The sequence below is a fragment of the Corynebacterium sp. UBA2622 genome (assembly GCF_002339505.1).
GTDB lineage: Bacteria > Actinomycetota > Actinomycetes > Mycobacteriales > Mycobacteriaceae > Corynebacterium.
In genome coordinates this window covers 53,172-75,080 of record NZ_DDJO01000021.1, presented here as the reverse complement: position 1 = coordinate 75,080, position 21,909 = coordinate 53,172, and the positions used below count along the sequence as shown (strand labels likewise).

The 21,909-nt window shown below is 68.0% G+C and carries 15 protein-coding genes and 1 tRNA gene; 10 read left to right on the top strand and 6 right to left on the bottom strand.

Annotated elements, in window-relative coordinates; all coding sequences use genetic code 11:
• Positions 1 to 4: 4 nt before the first annotated feature.
• The 4 genes from B3611_RS08815 to B3611_RS08800 all read left to right on the top strand — a co-directional run bounded on the left by B3611_RS08815 (position 5) and on the right by B3611_RS08800 (position 5,408).
• Positions 5 to 2,509: an ATP-binding protein gene (locus tag B3611_RS08815; protein ID WP_291314706.1), complete on the top strand. Its 2,505-nt coding sequence runs from the start codon at positions 5 to 7 to the stop codon at positions 2,507 to 2,509.
• The gene (locus B3611_RS08810; protein WP_291314705.1) at positions 2,506 to 3,189 is read left to right on the top strand and encodes a response regulator; all 684 of its coding nucleotides are present in this window, start codon (positions 2,506 to 2,508) and stop codon (positions 3,187 to 3,189) included. Before B3611_RS08815 ends, B3611_RS08810 begins: the two co-directional genes overlap by 4 nt.
• A 74-nt stretch (positions 3,190 to 3,263) precedes the next feature.
• Positions 3,264 to 3,339, top strand: a tRNA-Glu gene (locus tag B3611_RS08805).
• A gap of 284 nt (positions 3,340 to 3,623) precedes the next feature.
• Complete coding sequence (locus B3611_RS08800) at positions 3,624 to 5,408, top strand: oleate hydratase (protein ID WP_291314704.1); 1,785 nt, start codon at positions 3,624 to 3,626, stop codon at positions 5,406 to 5,408.
• Positions 5,409 to 5,475: 67 nt separating this feature from the next.
• Here the strand turns inward: B3611_RS08800 and B3611_RS08795 are convergent, their stop codons facing one another.
• Positions 5,476 to 6,177 (bottom strand): type 1 glutamine amidotransferase domain-containing protein, encoded by a 702-nt coding sequence (locus tag B3611_RS08795; RefSeq protein WP_291314703.1) that lies wholly within the window; start codon positions 6,175 to 6,177, stop codon positions 5,476 to 5,478.
• 43 nt (positions 6,178 to 6,220) lie between these two features.
• Positions 6,221 to 7,234 carry an NADP-dependent oxidoreductase gene (locus tag B3611_RS08790; protein WP_414646325.1) on the bottom strand — a complete coding sequence of 338 codons (1,014 nt, stop codon included), beginning with the start codon at positions 7,232 to 7,234 and terminating at the stop codon, positions 6,221 to 6,223.
• Between the two features lie 133 nt (positions 7,235 to 7,367).
• On the opposite strand from B3611_RS08790, the gene B3611_RS08785 reads away from it, so the two are divergent.
• Positions 7,368 to 8,180, top strand: coding sequence for a PhzF family phenazine biosynthesis protein (locus B3611_RS08785; protein WP_291314701.1), 813 nt, complete (start codon positions 7,368 to 7,370; stop codon positions 8,178 to 8,180).
• Between the two features lie 10 nt (positions 8,181 to 8,190).
• Here B3611_RS08785 and B3611_RS08780 read toward each other — a convergent pair whose 3' ends face one another.
• Positions 8,191 to 10,371, bottom strand: coding sequence for a YhgE/Pip domain-containing protein (locus tag B3611_RS08780; RefSeq protein ID WP_291314700.1), 2,181 nt, complete (start codon positions 10,369 to 10,371; stop codon positions 8,191 to 8,193).
• On the bottom strand, positions 10,368 to 13,196 hold the full coding sequence (locus B3611_RS08775; RefSeq protein WP_291314699.1) for a YhgE/Pip domain-containing protein: 2,829 nt from the start codon (positions 13,194 to 13,196) through the stop codon (positions 10,368 to 10,370). Before B3611_RS08775 ends, B3611_RS08780 begins: the two co-directional genes overlap by 4 nt.
• Positions 13,197 to 13,208: 12 nt before the next feature.
• On the opposite strand from B3611_RS08775, the gene B3611_RS08770 reads away from it, so the two are divergent.
• Both B3611_RS08770 and B3611_RS08765 read left to right on the top strand, forming a co-directional pair.
• On the top strand, positions 13,209 to 14,162 hold the full coding sequence (locus B3611_RS08770; protein ID WP_291314698.1) for a pyridoxal-phosphate dependent enzyme: 954 nt from the start codon (positions 13,209 to 13,211) through the stop codon (positions 14,160 to 14,162).
• Between the two features lie 4 nt (positions 14,163 to 14,166).
• Complete coding sequence (locus B3611_RS08765; protein WP_291314697.1) at positions 14,167 to 16,911, top strand: FAD/NAD(P)-binding protein; 2,745 nt, start codon at positions 14,167 to 14,169, stop codon at positions 16,909 to 16,911.
• On the opposite strand, the gene B3611_RS08760 is transcribed toward B3611_RS08765, so the two are convergent.
• Positions 16,912 to 17,637, bottom strand: a complete 726-nt coding sequence (locus B3611_RS08760; protein ID WP_291314696.1) for an IclR family transcriptional regulator — start codon at positions 17,635 to 17,637, stop codon at positions 16,912 to 16,914.
• A 61-nt stretch (positions 17,638 to 17,698) separates the two neighbouring features.
• On the opposite strand from B3611_RS08760, the gene leuC reads away from it, so the two are divergent.
• Positions 17,699 to 19,120 carry a 3-isopropylmalate dehydratase large subunit gene (gene leuC, locus B3611_RS08755; protein ID WP_291314695.1) on the top strand — a complete coding sequence of 474 codons (1,422 nt, stop codon included), beginning with the start codon at positions 17,699 to 17,701 and terminating at the stop codon, positions 19,118 to 19,120.
• Positions 19,121 to 19,135: 15 nt separating this feature from the next.
• Entirely contained in the window at positions 19,136 to 19,729 is a 594-nt protein-coding gene (gene leuD / locus B3611_RS08750) for a 3-isopropylmalate dehydratase small subunit (protein ID WP_291314694.1), read from the top strand.
• Between the two features lie 34 nt (positions 19,730 to 19,763).
• Here leuD and B3611_RS08745 read toward each other — a convergent pair whose 3' ends face one another.
• Positions 19,764 to 20,816 (bottom strand): NUDIX hydrolase, encoded by a 1,053-nt coding sequence (locus B3611_RS08745; protein WP_291314693.1) that lies wholly within the window; start codon positions 20,814 to 20,816, stop codon positions 19,764 to 19,766.
• Between the two features lie 87 nt (positions 20,817 to 20,903).
• Here B3611_RS08745 and B3611_RS08740 point away from each other — a divergent pair, with 87 nt between their 5' ends.
• Positions 20,904 to 21,902 (top strand): NAD(P)H-dependent glycerol-3-phosphate dehydrogenase, encoded by a 999-nt coding sequence (locus B3611_RS08740; RefSeq protein WP_291314692.1) that lies wholly within the window; start codon positions 20,904 to 20,906, stop codon positions 21,900 to 21,902.
• The last annotated feature ends 7 nt before the right edge of the window (positions 21,903 to 21,909 follow it).

The window sequence follows — 21,909 nt, the reverse complement described above, 5'->3', positions numbered from 1 at the left end:
ACTCATGGCACGTGGACGACTTCGCGTCTTTCTCGGTGGCGCCCCCGGCGTCGGCAAAACGGTCGCAATGCTCACGGAGGGCCACCGGCTCCTGGCGACGGGGGAGGACGTGGTGATCGGCCTCGTCGAGACCCACAACCGGCCGTTCACGCTGAAGCAGGTCGAGGGCCTCGAAGTCGTCCCCCGCCGGGAGGTCCACTACAAGGGCGCGACCATCGCCGAGATGGACCTCGACGCGATTCTCGCGCGCCGCCCCGATGTCGCGCTCGTCGACGAAATGGCCCACACCAACCCCCCGGGCATGCGCAACGAGAAGCGGTGGCAGGACATCGACGAGCTTCTCGACGCCGGGATAGACGTCATCTCCACCGTCAACGTCCAGCACCTCGAGTCGCTCAACGACGTGGTGGAGACGATCACCGGCGTGGTGCAGAACGAGACCATCCCGGACGCCGCACTGCGCGCGGCCGACCAGATCGACCTGGTGGACCTCTCACCGGAGGCCCTGCGGATGCGCATGTCGTACGGCGACATCTACGCCCCCGAGAAGATCGACTCCGCCCTGTCGAACTACTTCCGGGAGGGCAACCTCTCCGCCCTGCGCGAGCTGGCCCTGCTCTGGCTCGCGGACCGGGTCGACGAGGCGCTCGCCCGCTACAGGGCCGACAACAGCATCGACAAAGCGTGGGCCACGCGCGAGCGCGTCGTCGTGGCGCTCTCGGGCGGGCCGGAGGGGGAGATGCTACTGCGCCGCGGCGCGCGCATCGCCTCGCGCGGCGTGGGCGGGGAGCTCCTCGCCGTCTTCGCCGCCCGCTCCGACGGTCTCTCGGGCGCGACGCTGCCGGACATCGCCAAGCTCCGCCGCCTGACCGAGGAGCTCGGCGGCACCTTCCACACCGTGACGGGGGAGGACCCGGCGCAGGCCGTGCTCGACTTCGCCCGCGGGTCGAACGCCAGCCAGATCATCATCGGCACCAGCCGGCGGCCCCTGTGGCAGCGGCTGCTTTCACGCGGGTTCAGCGAGGCGATCATCGACTCCTCCCGGGAGATCGACACCCACGTGGTCGCCTACGCCGGGGGCGGGTCGCGGGTGCGCGGCCGCCGCCGGAGCGCGCTGCCGGGTCGGCGGATCAGGGAGGGCCTTGCGCTCGCGTTGGCGCTGCCGGTGCTCACCACCGCCGCGTTCATGGTTTTCCGCCACCACCTGAACCTCGCGCTGGTCACGCCCGTGTTCCTCCTCATGGCGGTCGTGGTTGCCCTGGTTGGAGGCGTGTGGCCGGCGATCCTCGCGACGGTGCTCGGCTCGATGTTGGCCGACTGGTTTTTCACCCCGCCGTTTGGGACGCTGACCATCCAGCACCCCGCCAACGCCCTCGCGCTCATGGTGTCGGTGGCGGTGGCCATCCTCGTGTCCTCTCTGGTGAACAGGTACGCGCTGCGCCTCCACGAGGCGATGGTGGCGCAGACGGAGGCGACCGCCATGGCCGACATGACGAACGTCCTGCTCGGCTCGACCGACCAGCTGGGCCTGCTCCTGGAGCAGATTGTGGAGATGTGCGGGTTGTCGGGCGCCGCCGTAATCTTCCGCCGCACGAAGCGCGGTGCCTTTGACGTGGTCAAGGCCACCGACGGGTTCGACCCCTCCGGTGTCTCGGGCAGCGAGCGCGACACCATCGACGACACCCACGACCTCATCCTCCAGCCCGGTGACATTTCGGCGGAGAAGCGCCGCCTGATCAGCGCCTGTGTGGTGTACGCCCGGGCCATCCTGCAGAAGGAGGACCTGGAGAAGTCCGCCTCCGCCGCGGAGGTGCTCGCCCAGGACAACCGGGCGCGCACGGCCCTTCTCTCCGCCGTCTCCCACGACCTGCGCACCCCGCTGGCCGGGATCAAGGTGGCCATTGAGAGCCTGCGCAGCACGACCGTGCCGTTCACCGAGGAGGAGCGCGGGGAGCTCATGGAGTCCATCGAGATCAGCGCGGACAAGCTGGACAGGTTGATCACAAACCTCCTCGGCATGTCGCGGCTCCAGGTCGGGGCGCTGGTGGCCAAGCCGGACCTCTACGACCTGCGCGAGCTCCTGCCCGAGTACGCCTCCCAGGTCACCCAGCCGGAGCGCGTCGAGTGCGCTGCCCCGCCCGAGCCCGTCGTGGCCTACGTGGACCCGGGTCTGCTGGAGAGGGTGGTGACGAACCTGCTGGAGAACGCCCTGCGGTACCAGGCCACCGGGCGGGTGAGGCTGACGGCCGAGCGCGCCGCAACCGGTGTCCGCATCCGGGTCATCGACACCGGCCCCGGTGTCGAGCGCGCGGACCGTGAGGCGATATTCCTGCCGTTCCAGCGCAAGGGGGATACGTCGACAAGCGACGGCGTGGGCCTGGGGCTCGCTGTCGCCCGGGGCCTGGCGGAGGCCATGGGCGGTAGGGTGGAACCGGCCGAAACCCCCGGCGGGGGGCTGACCATGAACGTGACGGTGCCGGCGGCGGCGGGCCAGAAAGTAGCGCCATGACGAAGATCCTCGTTGTCGACGACGACTCCACGATTCTGCGCACCCTGCGGATCAACCTGCGCGCCCGCGGGTACGAGTCAGTCTGCGTCGGCTGCGGAACCGACGCGCTGGATGAGATGGAGGCGGACCCCGCCGACCTGATCATCCTCGACCTCGGTTTGCCCGACATCGACGGGACCGAGGTGCTGCGCCGCGTGCGCCACGCCTCGAACGTGCCCGTCATCATCCTCTCCGCGCGCGACCAGCCCGACGACATCGTCGAGGCGCTCGACGACGGGGCGAACGACTTCGTCACCAAACCATTCGGCATCGAGGAGCTCATGGCGCGCGTGCGGGCGAGCCTGCGCACCAGCGGTGTGGCGACGGCGGCCGTGCCCTCCTTCGTCACCGATTCCCTGGTGCTCAACTTCGCCGACTCCGTGGCCACGCGCGAGGGGGAGGAGTTCCACCTCACGCCCACCGAGTGGCGCATGCTCTCGGCTCTGGCCAGGGCGCAGGGCAAGCTCGTGCGCCACGACGAGCTCCTGGCGGCGATCTGGGGCCCGGGCTACGGGCGCGAGCTGAACTACCTGCGGGTCTACGCGCACCAGATCCGCCGCAAGATTGAGGAGGATCCGACGCGTCCGCGGTACCTCATCACAGAGCCGGGGGTGGGCTACCGCCTTTCGCGGGGACAATAACCTGCGACCTGGCGATTTGGTCCTTCCATGCACCGTCCTTTAGGGTTGACGAGTCGCAAACGAAAAGCGAACGCGCCCCGTTCGTCTAGCGGCCCAGGACGTCGCCCTCTCACGGCGGTAACACGGGTTCAAATCCCGTACGGGGTACCACAATAAGGCACTCGGTGATAACGCACCGGGTGCCTTTTTCGCGTCCGAAAAAACCTCCCCCGCGCGAGAGGGGGATTCGGCGGGTTTGAGGGGCATCGGAAAGCAGGTGCGCAATGGTGGCTGGCGCTGGTAAACCCGCGTTAGCCAGGCAAAATAGTTAGGGGTGTGCAATACCGGTGGTGCAACAGAAAATCACCCCCGGTGCTGAATTTTGCGTGGAGCGGCCCCGGGTGCGGGCATAGCGTTGGGGGCGTAGGCACAACGCCAGCAGAAGGAGAACCGAGATGCGATACACAAGCGGAAACTACGAAGCATTCGCCCGCCCCCGCAAGCCGGAGGGGGCCGAGGAGAAGACGGCGTGGATTACCGGGTCGGGCCTGGCGGGGCTGTCCGCCGCGGCCTTCCTCGTGCGCGACGCGCAGGTGCCGGGGGAGAACATCCACATCCTCGAGCAGGACACCATCCCGGGTGGCGCGCTCGACGGCATCAAGGAGCCGGAGGACGGCTTCGTCATCCGCGGCGGGCGCGAGATGGAGAACCACTTCGAGTGCCTCTGGGACCTCTTCCGCTCCGTGCCCTCCCTCGAGGTGGAGGGCGCGAGCGTGCTCGACGAGTTCTACTGGCTCAACCGCGACGACCCGAACTACTCCCTCCAGCGTGCGACCGTCAACCGAGGGCAGGACGCACACACGGACGGCAAGTTCGACCTCACCCGGAAGGCGCAGAAGGAGCTGGTCAAGCTCTTCCTCGCCTCCCGCGAGGACGTTGAGAACGTGCGCATCAACGAGTGGTTCAGCGAGGACTTCCTCGCCTCCAACTTCTGGATGTACTGGCGCACCATGTTCGCCTTCGAGGAGTGGCACTCCGCGCTGGAGATGAAGCTCTACGTCCACCGCTTCATCCACCACATCGGTGGGCTGCCCGACTTCTCCGCGCTGAAGTTCACCAAGTACAACCAGTACGAGTCGCTGGTGCTGCCACTGACGAAGTACCTCAAGGACAACGGCGTCCAGTTCGACTACGGGGTCCGCGTCACCGACGTCGACTTCCGCGTCGCGGACGGCGAGAAGCGCGCCACCTACATCCACTGGGTGAAGGACGGCGAGGAGGGCGGCGTGCCGCTGACGGACAACGACCTCGCCTTCCTCACCATCGGCTCGCTGGTGGAGAACTCCGACAACGGCAACCACCACCGCGCGGCGACGCTCAACGAGGGCCCGGCGCCGGCGTGGGAGCTGTGGCGCCGGATCGCCGCCAAGGACCCCTCCTTCGGCCACCCGGACGTCTTCGGCGCGCACATCCCGGAGACGAAGTGGGAGTCCTGCACCGTCACAACGCTGGACGAGCGGATCCCGAAGTACATCGAGAAGATCGCCAAGCGCGACCCCTTCTCCGGCAAGGTCGTCACCGGTGGCATCGTCACAGCCAAGGACTCCAGCTGGCTCCTGTCGTGGACCGTCAACCGCCAGCCGCACTTCAAGAACCAGCCGAAGGACCAGATCGTGGTCTGGGTCTACGCGCTCTACTCCGACAAGCCCGGTGACTACACCGGCAAGACCATCGAGGAGTCGACGGGCGAGGAGATCACCCGCGAGTGGCTCTACCACCTTGGTGTGCCCACCGACCAGATCGACGAGATGGCCGCCACCGGCGCCAAGGCAGTCCCGGTGATGATGCCCTACGTCACCGCCTTCTTCATGCCCCGCGCGGCGGGCGACCGCCCCGACGTCGTTCCAGAGGGCGCGAAGAACTTCGCCTTCATCGGCCAGTTCTCCGAGTCGGCCCAGCGCGACTGCATCTTCACCACCGAGTACTCGGTGCGCACCCCCATGGAGGCCGTCTACACCCTGATGAACGTCGAGCGCGGCGTACCCGAGGTGTTCAACTCCATCTACGACGTGCGCACGCTTCTCGACGCCACCGTGCAGCTCCGCGACGGAGAACCGCTCACCTCCGCCCGCGACACGAAGGCGAACCGCCTCCTGCGCAAGTACGTCCTGGACAAGCTGGAGGACAACGAGGTCGGTGAGCTCCTGCGCGAGTCCGGCCTGATCGCGGCCGAAAAGTAGCCCCACCGCGGAAAACCCGTGGGCCGCCCTGGGCGGTTCCCACGGGTTTTACCGCGTCTACGGGGTGTTACCGGGTGAGGTCCTTCACCAGCTCGCGGGCAAGGCTCTCCGACGACGCGGGATTCTGCCCCGTGTACAGGTTGCCGTCCACCACCACGTGCGGGGCGTAGGGCTCGTCGGCCTTTTCGTAGCCCACGCCCAGCTCAACGAGGCGGTCCTCGAGCAGCCACTTTGCCTTCTCCGCCAGGCCGCCCGCCTGTTCCTCCGCGTTGGAGAAGCCGGTCATCCTCCGCCCGGCGAAGGGGGAGTGGCCCTCCGCGTCGGCGGTGGCGAGGACGGCTGCAGGGGCGTGGCAGAGCAGCGCCACCGGCCGGTCGGAGGCGAGGCGCCCCGCGAGGATGCGCCCGGAGGTCTCGTCGACGGCGAGGTCCTCCATCGGGCCGTGGCCGCCGGGGTAGAAGACGACGTCGTACTCGTCGGCGTCAACGTCCTCGAGCGCGGTGGGGTTCTGAAGAACGGGGAGTATCTCCTCCAGGAGCTTCTCCACCGTCTCCAGGGTGGCGGGGTCGCCGGCGCCCTTCTGCAGGCTCACTTCGTCGACGACGGGGACCTTGGCGCTCGGGGTGGCCACGGTGATGTCCCAACCGGCGTCCGAGAAGATGCTGTAGGGCATCACCAGCTCCTCGGCCCAGAACCCGGTGGGGTGCGTCGTGCCGTCGTTCAGCGTCCAGTGGTCTGCGCCGCTGACAATCATCAGTACGTTTGTCATGGGAATTCTCCTTGTGCCTTGGTGGGGTGTCTCGGGGGCCGGCTTAGAGCTCGACGACCATCTTGCCGGTGTTGCTGCCCTCGAAGAGCTCGAGGAATGCACCGGGCATGTTCTCGATGCCGCTGCGGGTGGTCACGTCGTAGTCGATGGAGCCGTCGATGACGAGCGGGGCGATCCTCTCCTGGAACTCCCGGGCCAGCTGCGAATACTGGCCCACGACAAAGCCGCGCAGGGTGAGGCACTTGCCGATGGCCAGGCCGAGGTTGGCCGGCCCCGGCGCCGGCTCGGTGGAGTTGTACTGCGCGATCGCGCCGCACATCGCCACCCGGCCGAAGGTGTTCAGGTTGTCGATGGCCGCCTCGAGGTGGTCGCCACCGACGTTGTCGAAGTAGAAGTCGATGCCCTCGGGGGCGGCCTTCGCCAGCTGACCGGTGACGTCACCGTCCTTGTAGTTGAAGGCGTCGTCGAAACCGATTTTCTTCAGGTACTCGATCTTCTCGGCGGAGCCGGCCGAGCCGATGACCCGCGACGCGCCGAGGTGCTTGGCCATCTGGCCGGCGGCGGAGCCCACGGCGCCGGCGGCACCGGAGATGAAGGCGACATCGCCCTCCTTGAGCTCCCCCACGGCCGTGAGGCCCGCGTAGGCGGTCAGGCCGGTCATGCCGAGGATGCCCAGGTAGGCGGCGGCGGGGGCGGCGTCCGTGTCGACGGCCTCGGCCTCGGAGTCGTCGAGAAGCGCGAGCGTGCGCCACCCCGAGAAGTGGCGAACGGTATCGCCCACCTTAAATTTCTCCGAGCGGGACTCCTTGACGGTGCCGACGGCGTAACCGGTGAGCGGCTCGTCGATCTGGAAGGGCGGGATGTAGGACTTGACGTCGTTCATGCGCCCGCGCATGTAGGGGTCGACACTGGCGATGTCGTTGCGCACCAGGATCTGGCCGTCGGCGAGCTCGGGAAGCTCCGCGGTCTCCAGGCGGAAGTTCTCGCTGGTCGGGGTACCCTCCGGGCGGGAGGCCAGGACCCACTGCTGGGTGGAATTCGTGGACGTCATTTTCAGCTCCTGTATTGGATTCACGTTTTCGTCTGCACCGCGGCAGGGACTGCGGTGCACCTTCACCACAACCGGCCGGGCGAGCGACATATTCCCCCGCGTGCATGGATCATCCCCGAAGCGCCCGTAGTATGGCCCCATGAACTGCGACATCATCGAGCTCGACGTCTTCGGCACCGGGGCGTTCACAGGAAACCCGGTCGCCGTCGTGGGAGGCGCCGAGGGTCTAACCGCGGCCCAGATGCGCAGAATCGCCTCCTGGTTGAACTACTCCGAGACGACCTTCCTCCTCTCGCCCACCCGGCCGGGGGCGGACTACCGCGTGCGGATCTTTTTTCCGGCGGGGGAGTTCGACTTCGCGGGCCACCCCACGCTCGGCACGGCGGCGGCGTGGCTCGAGCTGGGTGGGCGACCGGCGGGGGAGGCGGCAATTGTCCAGGAGTGCGCCGCCGGCCTCGTCCCGGTTCGGGTGGAGGGCAGCAACTTCTCCTTCGCCGCGCCCCCGCTCGAGCGTTCCGGCCCCCTGTCGCGGGAGGAGCTCAGGGAAGTGCTGGGCGCGTTCGGGCTCTCAGCCGACGACGTCGTCGATGCCGCGTGGGGAGACAACGGCCCCGGGTGGCGCCTGGTCCAGCTTCGCGACGTCCACACCCTGCGCTCCCTGCGCCAACCCACGAAGCCGGTCAAGACGGGCTTCGCGGCTTTCGGGGGCGCCGGGGACTGGCTCTACGAGGTCCGCGCCTTTTCCCTTGATCGGGAGGACCCCGTCACCGGCAGCCTCAACGGCGCGCTTGCCCAGTGGCTGCGCGGGCGCGGGGCGGTGCCGGCGCGTTACGCGGTCTCGCAGGGCCGCGCGGTGGGTCGCGACGGACGGGTGGAGATATTCGACGACGGCTCCGACATCTGGGTCGGGGGCCGCGTCGAGGTGCGGGTGCGGGGGACCATCCGGGTGTAGGAGGGGCCCGTCAAGCGGTCATGATGATCTTCGTTTCCGCGGCGGCATCCTCCATTTTCATGATGGTGGACTCAATCATCGAGCGCACCCACAGGCCGAGGACCAGGAAGGGCACCGCGAAAAGCAGGAGTATCCCGATGGCGCGCCAGAAATCCCAGTGGTAGGTGCCGAACTCGGCCGCGCGCATAGCCTGGATCGAATAGGTGGCGGGCAGCCACGGGCTCAGAGCATGCACCCAGCCGGGGAGCAGCTGAAGCGGGTAAGCACCGCCCGCGGCTGAGATCTGCAACACCAGAATGAGGACACCGATAGCCTTACCGGCGTTGCTGAGGGAGAGCACCAGCGTGTAGCAGATCATGTGGAACACGAGGCTCGAGACCCAGCCGGCGACAAAGAGAAGGAACGGGTGGGCCGGGTGAATCTCCACGTACAGGATCAGCCCGGCCATGATCAGCGTGGACTGCGCCAATCCCGTCACCGCGAAGGTGAGGTAACGGCCGAAGTACTTCTGAGCCGGAGAAAGCTCTGAGGGGTCTACGGAGTGCTGCACAAATGAGTTCTCGTCCGAGCGCAGGGCCACGGCCGTGAGCAGGGCGCCGACCCACAGTGCGAGAACCGTGTACAGCGGTGCCATGCCTGCACCGAAGCTGACTCTGGGGTAGACCTCCTGACGGTCTACCTTGACCGGATCGACGAGCGCGTTCGCGATCTCCTCGGGGTGTTTCGACACCAGATCGGAAAGCTTGCCAAGGTCGTTGCTGGAGCGGGCGTCGGCGATGGAGCGCTGGGCATCCCCGAGTTGTGCTGCGTTGTCGCGCAGCTCCGTCGCCAGACTGCGAAGCGTGTCCCCCGATGTCGCCAGGGTGTTCTGGAGGGAGCCTGGGCGGTCGGCGAGGGTCGCCGAGATCCTGTCGATGTCGGCGCGGGCCTTGTCGACGCTCCCACCGATCTGGTCGACGGAGCCGGAGAGTGCCTCCAACCGCGGGCGCACCCCGGTGTCGAACGAGTTCCGCGCGGTCGCGATGGCGTCGCGGGCCTTGGCTATGGACTCCTGGATCTCCTGCCGGTCACCCTGTGTGGCGCGTCCGGTTGCCACGCGGGAGGCGGCGTCGTTGAGCCGGTCGCGGACACCCGTCTGGCGGGCGATGGCGTCATTGAGGTTGCCGATCACCGTGGAAAAGGCCGGTTGCGCCTCGGGAGGCAGGGCGGGGGAGACATTCGCGTTCAACTGGTCGCGCAGGGCAGTGTACTGGTTGACCTGGACATCCACCGCCGCGGCGATGCTGGTCAGGGTGGTCGCAGTCGCCGCGGATGTTTGGTCGGTGTTGGCCAGCAGCTCGTTTACCCGGTCATTGACCGGTCCGAAGCTGTCCGAGGTGGCGGAAAGGGCCGCCCCCAGCGCGGCTGCGCTGCCGCCGACACCCGCACCTATGCCGTCGAGGTTGGCGGGTTGGATCGAATCGAGGTTGGCCCCGACCGAGGACGAGATCCGCTCGGCGCTGGCGACCAGCGGCACGCTTGATTCGGTGAGGGCCGCGAGAGCGTCCACGGTATTGGCGCTCGAGAGCATCTGGTTGCGGGTCCCCACCACACGCGTTTCGATCGAATTCAGGGCTTTCTGCGTTTCCGCCTCGTTGAAGAAGTCGGACGCGGTTTCGATCAACCCGAACGACACCTCCGAGAGCGCGCGGGTGAACGAGGCATTGATCTGCGCACTCACTCCCTGGGTTCCATTGGAGATGAGGAGGGGGGCAATCGGGTTCTTCTTCTCGTTGACGTAGAGGTCGATCTTGCTCGGCTCCGCGTCCCCCGAGTAGAAGGTGAACATGTCGTCGCTCAGCGTGGGGGGCAGGACGATCGCGGCGTAGTACTCGCCCGACTTCGCGCCCTCCACCGCGTCGGCGGCATCGGTGATGACCCAGTCCATGTCGTCGTTGCGGTAGAGCTGGGAAAGCACCATGTCGCCGACGTTGACGGACAGGGGAGTTAGATCACTCGTGTGGCCCCGGTCGGTGTTGGCGACGGCCACCTGCAGGCGCTCGGTGTTCTGGAACGGGTTCCACGTGGCCAGGACGTTGAACCAGGCGAACAGGCACGGGATCGCGATGAGGCCGACCATGACTATTCCGGCCATCACGTTGGTGTAGAGCCGGCGCAGGTCGTTGAAGGCAATCGAGAAAACGGTTCTCACGGTTTCACCTGCTCCATCTGTGTGGTGTCGTCATCCGGCCCGCGGCGGTCACCGGACCGCCCACCGCCGCCAGCGGGGCCGTCGTCAACGCCTTCGCCGGGTGCGCCCACGCTCACGCGGGTTCCGGCCGAATCGTGGCGGTGGACCACGGCATCCCGCAGCTCGTTGTCTCCGAGGCGGGAGACCTGGGCGGCGTCGACAAGGCTCTGCTTGAAGTACTCCACGCCGCCCAGGTAGAGAATGACCAAAAGCGACCAGCCGACCACGATGGCCAGCATGATTGTCCTGTCGGTGGGCAGCAGGTAGGTCATGCCCGTGATGATTGCCACCCCGACGACGCCGAAGGCGATTCCCCCGAGGATCATCGTCCGGTAGTTCTCATGGAACATCCGGGTTCTCCGTGCGACGCTTTCGCGGTATTCATCGCGGTCCGAAAGCGCCGCGGTGACGTCGGAGATGCGGTAGGGCGAACCCATCACCTCAACCTGTTCGTGGGTGATCAGGTTTGTCCGCGCGAGTTGGCGGTTAAAGAGGAGATTTGCGTGCGACAGCGTGCGGCGGAACAACCAGCCCAGGGTGAACGCCGCCAGCGCCATGAGGAGAAGAGTGGACATGAACCGGAAGTAGTGGTGCCCGTAGAAGCCGGCGATTGTCTCGCGCATGGCGTCGATTCCGTAGCGGAACGGGAGGAACGGGTAGATCCGCCGGAAGAACCCCGGCATCAGCTCGATCGGGTAAAGCCCGGACGCACCCGGGATTTGCACCACGACCATGAACACGGCTATCCCGCGCCCGATGTGGCCGAGCGCGGAAACAAGCGCGTAAATGATCGCGGTGTACGACATGCCGGTCAGCATCGCTGTCACCAGGTAAGCGGGGATCGATTCCATCTGCACACCGAAAGCGATGTTGCCGAGCGTGACGACGACCGCCTGCAGTACGGAAACCACGGCGAAGAACAGGTAGCGGCCGAGGTAGGCCTGACCCACCGTCAGCCGTCTGAAGCCCTCGGTGTCCACCTCCACGCGGTAGATGATCGTGAGCACGAAAGCACCGATCCACAGAGCAAGGTTGGTGAAGAACGCGGCCATCGCGCTGCCGTAATTCTCGGTGGGGTAGACCGCCTGCTGCTGCACAGTGACCGGGGACGCGAAGTAGTCGCCGATCTTCACGGAGTTCAGGCCCGTCACGGTGTTCAGAACGTCGTTGTCGTTCGTGGCGAGCAGCGCCGCGATATCACCCTGGGCGGCCCGTGCGCCGTCGGAAAGCGTGCTCAGATCCCCCGACACCTCATCGAGGATCCCCTCCGCCGATGCAAGTTGGCTGTCGACTCCCGCGAGGAGCGTTGTGGTTTCATCGGTCAGCGCTCGCTGGCTGGTCACGGCCCCGCGCACGGAAGCGACGCTGCCGGAGAGCTGGGCGAGAGCCGAGTTGATCTCCGGCAGTGAGGCGGCGAGTTGGTCACCCGCCGCCCGGGCTGAGGCATTGGAGTCCGCGGTGGCCTTCTGCAGGGAGTCACCCACACCGCGGAGGGAGTCCAGCGTTGCCGTGGTCGACTGGTCAACCCCGTTGAGGCTGTCGAGGATCTGGCGCGACGCCCCCGTGCGCTCGTTGAGGGCGCTGATCGCGCTGTCGACCTGGGCTTTGACGGGTGGTGACAGGGCCGCGCCATCCGCGGTCGCCTGAAACTGGGCGACAGCCGCCTCTCCCTGGGTGACCACCCCGTTGACCTCGTCGACGGCCGAGCGCACGCGTGTCTGGGCGGTGCCGAGCTGGTCGGTCGCCGAGGCAATCGAGGTGTTCGCGGACGCTGCACCCACACTCAGCGCGTTGGTGGATTCGATGAGGGCCGTCGAGGTCGCGGAGGAGAAGCCGGCCGATGAGTTCTGCAGCTCCGTGACCAGACCGTCGACGTTCGTGAGCGCGGAGTCCACCTCGCCGAGGGTCGAGTCGACATCGTGGACGAGCCCCGTCAGCTCCCCGATGACGGGCCGGGCACCGTCCACGGTGGACTTCATTCCCGAGACTCGAACGCTGGCCGAATCGAGGTTGTCCGCGACCTGGCCGAGGCTTCCCGACGCTTTCCCGCGGGCGTCGTCGATGTCCCCGCGCAGTGCGACTCCCTTCTCGCGCAACTGGGTCGCCGCTGCATCACCGACCTTCTGCTTGAACGCCTCGGACACGGCGCTGTCGACCGCGTTCGCGCCCGTGTCAGTGATCGAGGGCGAAACACCGTTGGTCTTCTCGTTGACGTAGTACTGCAGCGCGGGCTGGGTGTAGGTGCCCGTGACCAGGCTGAGCAGGTCCTGGCTGAACTCAGGCGGGATGACGAACATGGCGTAGTAGTCCCCGCGCATCAGGCCTTCGCGGGCCTTGTCCTCGGGGACGAACTCCCACCCGATCCTGTCGTTGCTCTTGAGCTGTTCCTCGATCTGGGATCCCACGTCGATGTCGCCGACCCGGTCCGCGGAACCGCCACGGTCATTGTTGACCACGGCGATGTGGATGTTCTGGGTGTGGGAGTAGGGGTCCCAGAACGCGTTTATGTTGAACCATGCGTACAGGGCCGGGGTGATCAGAACACCGATTACAATGACAAAAGCCCTGGGCACGCGTAGTAGTCGGCGGATATCCCGCCCAAATATCTGCCCGCTAGTTCGCACGTCGCGAGCGTACCCCTGAAAAGTTGATAGGGAAAACGCGCCACCTGTCAGTTGCCGCCAAGTAAAAGCGAATACATTGGCGGTCCGGCGGGCGTGCAAAGGCCCGTTCGCGGCGGCCCGCGCGGGATAGCCCGAAAGTATGACCCGGATTGAAAGAAGCATAAGATATTGTTCATGTTTTCTGACGCAGGTAACGGCCTGCTCTCGGCCATCGGGCACACCCCCCTTGTGAAGCTCACCGGATTCGGTGAGGACGGCTCGCAGAGCGCATGGGCCAAACTCGAATCCTTCAACCCCGGCGGCAGCGCGAAGGACCGCACCGCCCGGGCCCTCGTCAACGATGCCGTGGAGCGGGGGGTGCTCCGCCCCGGGTCCGTGATGGTGGAGTCCAGCTCCGGCAACCTCGGGGTGGCATTGGCGCGGGAGGCCGCCGTCGGCGGCTGGGAGTTCCACTGCGTGGTGGACCCGCGCACGAACCAGGCCACCCTCGCTCACATGAAGGCTCTCGGTGCACACATACACCCCGTGGAGTCCCCGGATCCGGAGACGGGTGACTGGCTGACCGCGCGGCGCACCAAGGTTGCGGAGCTCGTGCGCGAGCTGGACGCGGTCAACCTCGACCAGTACTCCAACCGCGCCGCCTTCCTCGCCCACAGTGAGGGCACGATGCACGAGATCATGGACCAGCTCGGCCACGCCCCGGACTTCCTGCTGGTGGCCGTCAGCACCACGGGCACCGTCGGCGGCTGCGCGCGCTTCATCGACGAGCACGACCTGCCCACCCGCGTTGTCGCCGTGGACGCGGAGGGCTCGGTGCTCTTCGGCGGCGCGCGCGGGGAGCGCATCCTGCCCGGTTACGGTGCGGGGGTGGTCACGGACCTGTCCCGCGAGACGACGCCCGACGAGGTCGTCCGGGTCAACGCAGCGGACGCCGTCAGGGCCGCGCGCCGTGTCGCGCGCGCCACCGGGTTCATGCCGGGCGCCTCGGGAGGGGCGGTGTGCGTGGCCGTCGACAAGTTCGTGCGCGACTACCCGGGTGCGGAGATCGCCGCCATCTTCCACGACGACGGCCGGGCGTATCTGGACACGATTTACAACGACGAATGGGTCGAAAGGAACGTGGGGTAGAGCGATGAAGGTTGCAATCATCGGGGCCGGGCCGAGGGGCCTGTGGGCTGCGGAGGAGCTCATGGGCCGGGCACGCGAGCGCGGTGCGTCCATCAATCTCACCGTGTTCAACGACGGGCCCGTAGCCGGCGCGAGCGGGCCCGGGGCGTACCACCCCGACCAGCCGGACGAGTGGCTGCTCAACGTGCCCTCCCGTATCGTGCGCACCCAGCTCGGCAGTTTCAACGAATGGCGCGGCGCCGACGACACCTTCCCGCCCCGCCGCGCCGTCGGCGGTTTCCTCGCCGCCTCGTGGGCTGCGCTGGCGGGCCACCTCCCGGCGAACTGCAGCCTCTCCTTCGTCGACGCCGCGGTCGCCGAGCTCACACCGCGCGGGGAGGGATTCGAGATCGAGGGCGCGCTTTTCCGCGAAGTCCTGGTGACCACCGGCCACGCCCCCGACTGGCCGGGCTCCCTGCGTCACACGGATATCGGGGGTGTGGACGTGATCCCCGCGTTCCCGCCGGAGGGGCTCGACGCCGTGACCGAGGAAGACACCGCCCTCATCAGGGGCGCAGCTCTGACCTTCATCGACGTGGTGCGCTCCGCGCGCGCGGGGGTGTTCTACCCCGTCACTCGCGGCGGGAGGTTCATGGAGGTCAAGGCCTACCCGCCGGAGGAGACGGAGCGCGGACTGCGCCCCGCGCTGCGGGAGGCCTCCGATGCAATCCTCGCCGCGGGGAACCTCGGGGAATTCACGGCCGCGCTCGAGGAGTTCGCCTCGGAGGTTCTCGCCGCGACCGGCTCACCCGCGGACCCGCAGGGCATCCGCGCGGTCCTCGGTGGCCGCGACGCGGGCGACCCGGTGGAGGACCTGCGCCGGTCCTGGGAGGTGGCCACGGGTGCCCGTCCCTGGACTGCGGCGGCGGCCGTGGGTTACGCGTTCCGTGCCGCCTACGATGCCGTCATCGAGCGAGCCTCCTTCGGTGGTCGCGACAGCCTGGGCGGGGAGAATTTCGGCCGCCTCACCCGCACCCTCGAGCGCGTCGCCTTCGGCCCCCCCGCCGAGACGGCCGGGGAGGTACTGGAGATGCTCGATTCCGGGCGCATCCGCACCGACCTCCTTGCCCGCGGTGGGGAGAACCTGGAGGAGCTGGCGCGGGAAGTCGGTGCGACCGTCGTCATCGACGCCGTGAACGCGCCCCCCGGTCCCGTGCCCGGCACCCTTGCGGGCAAGCTTGTTGAGAGCGGTCTGGCGCGGGTGCACCGGGAAACGGGTTCCATCATGGTGGAGCGCGACGGCACCCTCACCGGCCAGCGTCATATCGCGGCGGCCGGCCGGATGAGCGAGGGGTGGATCCTCGGCCACGACACGCTCCGCCGGGGCGCCCACGAGGTCATTCCCGGCTGGGCGCGCCGGGTGACGCGTGCCGCCATGGCGGATCCTGACCGCGTGCACGGACTGCCCCCCATGCGGGCGCGCCTCGAGCCCTGGGCGGGCGACCTCGTGGCCGATGCGGAGGCGTGCCAGTCGCTGCTCGACGACTTCTCAAGCCCCGTCAACGTCCTCGACCCCGCCCCGATGCTGGACAACATCACCGAGCTCGTCGACGCTGCCGCGGCCAGCGGAGTGGACCTCAAGGTCTTCTTCGCCCGCAAGGCCAACAAGGCCCTGACCTTCGTGGACACCGTGCGCGACGCGGGCCACGGGGTCGACGTGGCCAGCGAGAACGAGCTGCGCCAGGTTCTCGGGCGCGGGGTGGCGGGGGAGCGCATCATCCTCTCGGCCGCCATCAAGACCGATGCGCTGTTGCGCCTGGCCATTGACAACGGGGTCGTCATCTCGGCGGACAACGTCGACGAGTACGAGCGCATCCGGGCCCTGGCGGGATCGGCGACGGCGCTGGTCGCCCCCCGCCTCGCCCCCGACCCGGTAACGATGGCGCCCACCCGCTTCGGCGAGCTGTCCCGCAACTGGGTGCGCCACCTGACCGAGCCCGCCGGCAACGTGCGGGTAGTCGGCGTGCACGCCCACCTTCACGGCTACGCCTCCGCCGAGCGCCGCTCCGCGCTGCGGGAATGCTTCGGGCTCGTCGATGCTCTGCGCGCCGCCGGCCACGATCCGGAGTTCATCGACCTCGGTGGCGGGGTTCCGATGAGCTACCTCGACGACGAGGGCGAGTGGCACGCCTACCGGGACGCCATCGCCGCCCAGCGCGACGGTTACGCCGACCCCTTCACGTGGAAGGCCGACCCCCTGCGCACCACCTACCCCTACTGGCAGAGCCCCACCCGCGGGGGGTGGTTGCGGGACGTCCTCGCCGGGGACATCGCAGAGGGCCTCGTCGACCGCGGCTTGCGGCTGCACCTCGAACCCGGGCGCTCGCTTCTCGACGGCTGCGGGCTCATCCTGGCCCAGGTCGCTTTCGTCAAGACCCGCAGCGACGGGCTGCCCCTGGTGGGCCTGCACATGAACCGCACGCAGTGCCGCACCACCTCGGACGACTACCTTGTGGACCCGATCCTGGTCCAGCGCGCCGCCCCCGGGGATGAGCTCGAGGCGTTCCTGGTCGGCGCGTACTGCATCGAGGACGAGCTCATCCTCCGCCGCAAGGTGCGCTTCCCCCGCGGTGTGGCGGCGGGCGACATCGTGGCCATCCCGAACACCGCCGGCTACTTCATGCACATCCTGGAGTCCGCCTCGCACCAGATCCCCCTGGCGAAGAACGTGGTGTGGCCCGCGCGCGAGCTGGATTACATCGACCGCTAGCTACAGCGCCTCGCTGAGCTCCCGGGCGGCCGCCGCGAGTTGCGTCCCCCACTTCTCCTTCGGGCTGGGGGTGAGGCGCTCCACCGGTCCGGAGACGGAGAGCACCGCGACCACCGAGCCGTCGGACTCCCGGATGGGGGCGGAGACGCTGGCGAGGCCCACCTCGCGCTCGGCGACGGATTCGGCCAAGCCGGTCTCCCGCACGTCGGCGAGTTCGTCCGCGGGGAAGGGGTGGGCGTCGATAAGCGAGAACGCGGCGTAGACGCGCGCGGCGGACCCGGCGGAGAGCGAGAGCCGCGAACCGACGGGCACGGTGTAGGTGAGGCCGCTGGAGGGCTCCTCGGCGGCGATGCATGTGCGGGTGTCGCCGGTGAGCTGGTAGAGCTGCACGGACTCGCCGGTGCGTTCGACGAGCCCGCGCATGATGGGCGCGGCGGCGGACAGCAGCTGCGGGGAGGTGTGGGTGGCGTAGCTCGCCAGGGCGGGCCCGATCGTCCACGCCCCGGCGGGGGTGCGCGCGAGGATATGATGGAGCTCCAGCGCCGTGGCGATGCGGTGGGTGGTCGCCCGGGGCAGCCCGGTGTCCGCGCTGAGCGCCGCGAGCGTCTTGTCCCCCGAGGACACGGAGCGCACGATCGCGACGGAGCGGTCGAGCACCTTTATGCCGGAGATCCCGGCGATTCCGGAAACGTCTGAAAACTCAGATTCTTCGCTATACTGTCTCACAACATGGATTCTACCATCTCGCATTATGAGAATGTGCGGGGTTGACGTGAGGAGGAACGCGATGGCGGACACACCCTTGACACTCGCCGAGAAGGTCTGGCGTGACCACGTGGTCACGCCCGGGCAGGGCGGAGACCCGGACCTCATCTTCATCGACTTCCAGCTCCTCCACGAGGTCACCTCGCCCCAGGCATTCGACGGTCTGCGCATGTCGGGGCGCACCCTGCGCCACCCCGAGCTGCACCTGGCCACCGAGGACCACAACGTGCCCACCCTGGGCATCAAGACCGGCAACCTGCTCGAGATCGCCGAGCCGACCTCGAGGGTGCAGGTGGAAACGCTTCGCAGGAACTGCGCCGAGTTCGGGGTCAAGCTGCACGCCATGGGCGACGTCAGGCAGGGCATCGTGCACACCGTCGGTCCGCAGCTGGGTATCACCCAGCCCGGAATGACCATCGTGTGCGGCGACTCGCACACCTCCACCCACGGGGCGTTCGGATCCATCGCGATGGGCATCGGCACCTCCGAGGTCGAGCACGTCATGGCCACCCAGACGCTCTCCCTCAAGCCCTTCAAGACAATGGCCGTCAACGTCTCCGGGGAGCTGCGCGAGGGTGTGACGGCGAAGGATCTCATCCTCGCGATCATCGCGAAGATCGGCACCAACGGCGGCCAGGGCCACATCATCGAGTACCGCGGCGAGGCCATCGAGAAGCTCTCGATGGAGGCCCGCATGACCATCTGCAACATGTCCATCGAGGCGGGTGCGCGCGCCGGGATGGTCGCCCCCGACCAGAAGACCTTGGACTACGTCGAGGGCCGCGAGTACGCGTCGACGGGTAAGGACTGGGACGACGCCGTCGCCTACTGGAAGACCCTGCCCACCGACGAAGGCGCGGAGTTCGACACCGTCGTGGAGATCGACGGCGACGCGCTGACTCCCTTCGTCACCTGGGGCACCAACCCGGGCCAGGGCCTGCCGCTGTCCGAGTCCGTGCCCGACCCGGAATCCTTCGGCGACGAGTCCACCAAGCGCGCCGCCGAGAAGGCCCTGCGCTACATGGACCTGGAACCGGGCACCCCGCTGCGCGACATCCGGATCGACACCGTCTTCCTCGGCTCCTGCACCAACGCCCGCATCGAGGACCTGCGCGCCGCCGCGGACGTGCTGAAGGGCCGCACCATCGCCGAGGGCACCCGCATGATGGTCGTGCCCTCCTCCACGATGGTCAAGCAGCAGGCGGAGGAAGAGGGTCTGCACGAGATCTTCACCGCCTTCGGGGCGGAGTGGCGCACCGCGGGGTGCTCCATGTGCCTGGGCATGAATCCGGACCAGCTGGCGCCGGGGGAGCGCTCCGCCTCCACGTCGAACCGCAACTTTGAGGGCCGCCAGGGCCCGGGCGGGCGGACCCACCTCGTCTCGCCCCTCGTCGCCGCGGCAACCGCCGTCGCCGGCCACCTCGCCAGCCCCGCAGACCTGTAGAAGGAGACCGATCAAATGGAAAAGTTCACCACCCACACCGGTGTCGGTGTGCCGCTGACCCGCTCCAACGTGGACACTGACCAGATCATCCCCGCGCGCTACCTCAAACGCGTCTCGCGCACCGGTTTCGAGGACGGGTTGTTTTCCAACTGGCGCGAGAACGAGGCCGACTTCGTCCTCAACCAGGATGCCTACCGCGACGGTTCCGTGCTCTTCGCCGGCCCGGACTTCGGCACGGGTTCCTCCCGCGAGCACGCGGTGTGGGCGCTCAACGACTACGGCTTCCGGGCCGTGTTCAGCCCCCGCTTCGCGGACATCTTCCGCGGCAACGCGGGCAAGGCGGGCCTGCTCGCCGGGGTGATGGCCGAATCGGACATCGAGCTGATCTGGAAGCAGCTCGAAGCCCGCCCGGGCGAGAGTGTCACGGTCTCCCTCGAGGACTGCACGGTCACGGTGGGGGAGAACACCTACACCTTCGACATCGACGGCTACACCCGGTGGAGGCTCATGGAGGGCCTCGACGACATCGGCCTGACGCTGCGCGACGAGGGTGCCATCCGCGACTTCGAGGCCCGGCGCCCGCCGTTCAAGCCGAGCATCCCCGCTTAGCGACGCCCCGCCCGCGCTCCCGGCACCCCGCCCCCTAGTGCACGGGCAGCGCCGACGGCATGTAGTCCGCGCCGGTGAGCTCGCCTTCGTGGAAGGAAAGCACCCACACCCCGCCCTTCTTCACGGCGATCTCGCCGTCGATGGGCAGGCGCCCCTGCGCGGAAAGCCACGCGATCATCGGCGGCATGATGGTGCCCTGGCCGCAGATCACGCTCGTGCCGCCCTGTTCCACGACGGACATGAAGGCCTTCTGCGCCTCCACCTGGCTCTGCTCCCACCCGGCGTCCCCGAACCGCACGTCGACGTGGACGTCGAGCCCGAGCTCATCGGCGAGCGGGGCCACGGTGGTCTGGCAGCGGTCGGGCTGGGCCGAGAAGATGCGCTGCGGCTCGAAGGGGGCGAGCATGGGCACGAGCATCTCGGACTGGCGGCGACCCTTTTTGTCCAGCGGGCGCAGGTTGTCGTCGCCGGACCACTTCTTGCGTTCGTGGGCGCGGGCGTGGCGCACGTAGAGGATGCGCGCGTCCGCCGGGAGGCGGAAGCGCTTCTCCGCCTTCTCCAGCACCTGGCGGTCCAGGTCGTAGCTCACCAGCTTCTTCGCCTCGTCGAAGGGCAGCCAGCGGATCTCGTCGACCTCGTCGTTGGGGACGAACTCCCCGCCGGTGACCTCGCCCGTCCAGTAGTAGACGACCTTGGTGGTGTTCTTCACCGGGTACACGGTCTTGCCCAGCAGCTTGCCCAACCGGACGCGGTAACCGGTCTCCTCGGCGATCTCGCGCACGGCGGTGGCGACGAGTGACTCGCCCGGGTCCACCTTCCCCTTCGCCAGGGACCAGTCGTCGTAATGCGGGCGGTGGATGCAGGCAACCTCAATGCCGTCGACGCTTCCCCCGTCCCCCGTCTCCCCGCGCCAGAGGACGGCGCCCGCGGCGAGGGTGGTCCTGGTGAACTCCTTGTCGGGGCGGCGCGGAATTTCCTGGTGACGCCCCGTGAGGAACATCTCGCCGTGCGCGTCCTTGTCCTGCTCGTGCGGCGCCGACTTCTTCGCCGCGCCCTTGACGTCTTTCATCGGGGTGTCCTTGGCCATGAAATCATTGTGGCTCACTTCAAGCTGGCGTGCGAACTGTTCTAAGCTGGACGGGTTCTGAGCCGCCGAGAGTCGAGGAGCCGACAGATGGTCAACGTTGCGGTCATGGGTGCCGGTTCGTGGGGCACCACCCTCGCGAAGGTGTTCGCCGATGCCGGCAACACCGTCACGCTCTGGGCCCGGCGCGCGGAGCTGGCCCAAACAATCTCGGAGACCCGCGAGAACTCCGGCTACCTGCCCGGCATCCGGTTGCCGGAATCCATAACAGCCACCCACGATGACACCCTCGCGCTCGATGGCGCGGACATCGTCGTCTTCGCCGTGCCCAGCCAGACGATGCGCGACAACCTGACCACCTGGACTCCACACCTGTCCGGCGACGCGACGCTGCTGTCCATCTCCAAGGGCATCGAGTCCGGCACCTACATGCGCATGAGCGAGATCATCGCCGAGGTCACGGGGGCGAACGAGGAGCGCATCGCGGTTCTGTCGGGGCCGAACCTCGCCCGCGAGGTCGCCCTGGAGCAGCCCGCCGCCACGGTCATCGCCTGCACCAACCTGAACCGTGCCAAGCTCGTCCAGGCGGCGTGCGCAACCGGGTACCTGCGCCCGTACACCAACACCGACGTCATCGGGTGCGAGATCGGCGGCGCCTGCAAGAACGTCATCGCGCTGGCGTGTGGCATGGCCGCGGGCCAGGGGTTGGGGGAGAACACCCTGGCCACCCTGATCACCCGTGGCCTGGCGGAGATCACCCGCCTGGGCATCGAGCTGGGGGCGGACCCGCGCACCTTTTCCGGCCTGGCCGGTATGGGCGACCTGGTGGCCACGTGCTCCTCGCCTCTGTCACGCAACCGCACGTTCGGCGCGGCCCTGGGCGGCGGGGCCAGCGTGGAGGAGGCGAAAGAGGCGACGAAGGGACAGGTAGCCGAGGGCGTGACCTCCTCGCGGAGCATCCACGAGCTGGCCCGCGAGCACGGCGTGGACATGCCGATTACGCACTCCGTCTACTCTGTCTGCCACCGGGGCCAGTCGGTCTCCGAGAGCGTGCGGGCTCTCATGGGGCGCTCGAAGAAATCGGAGTAGGCGGCTG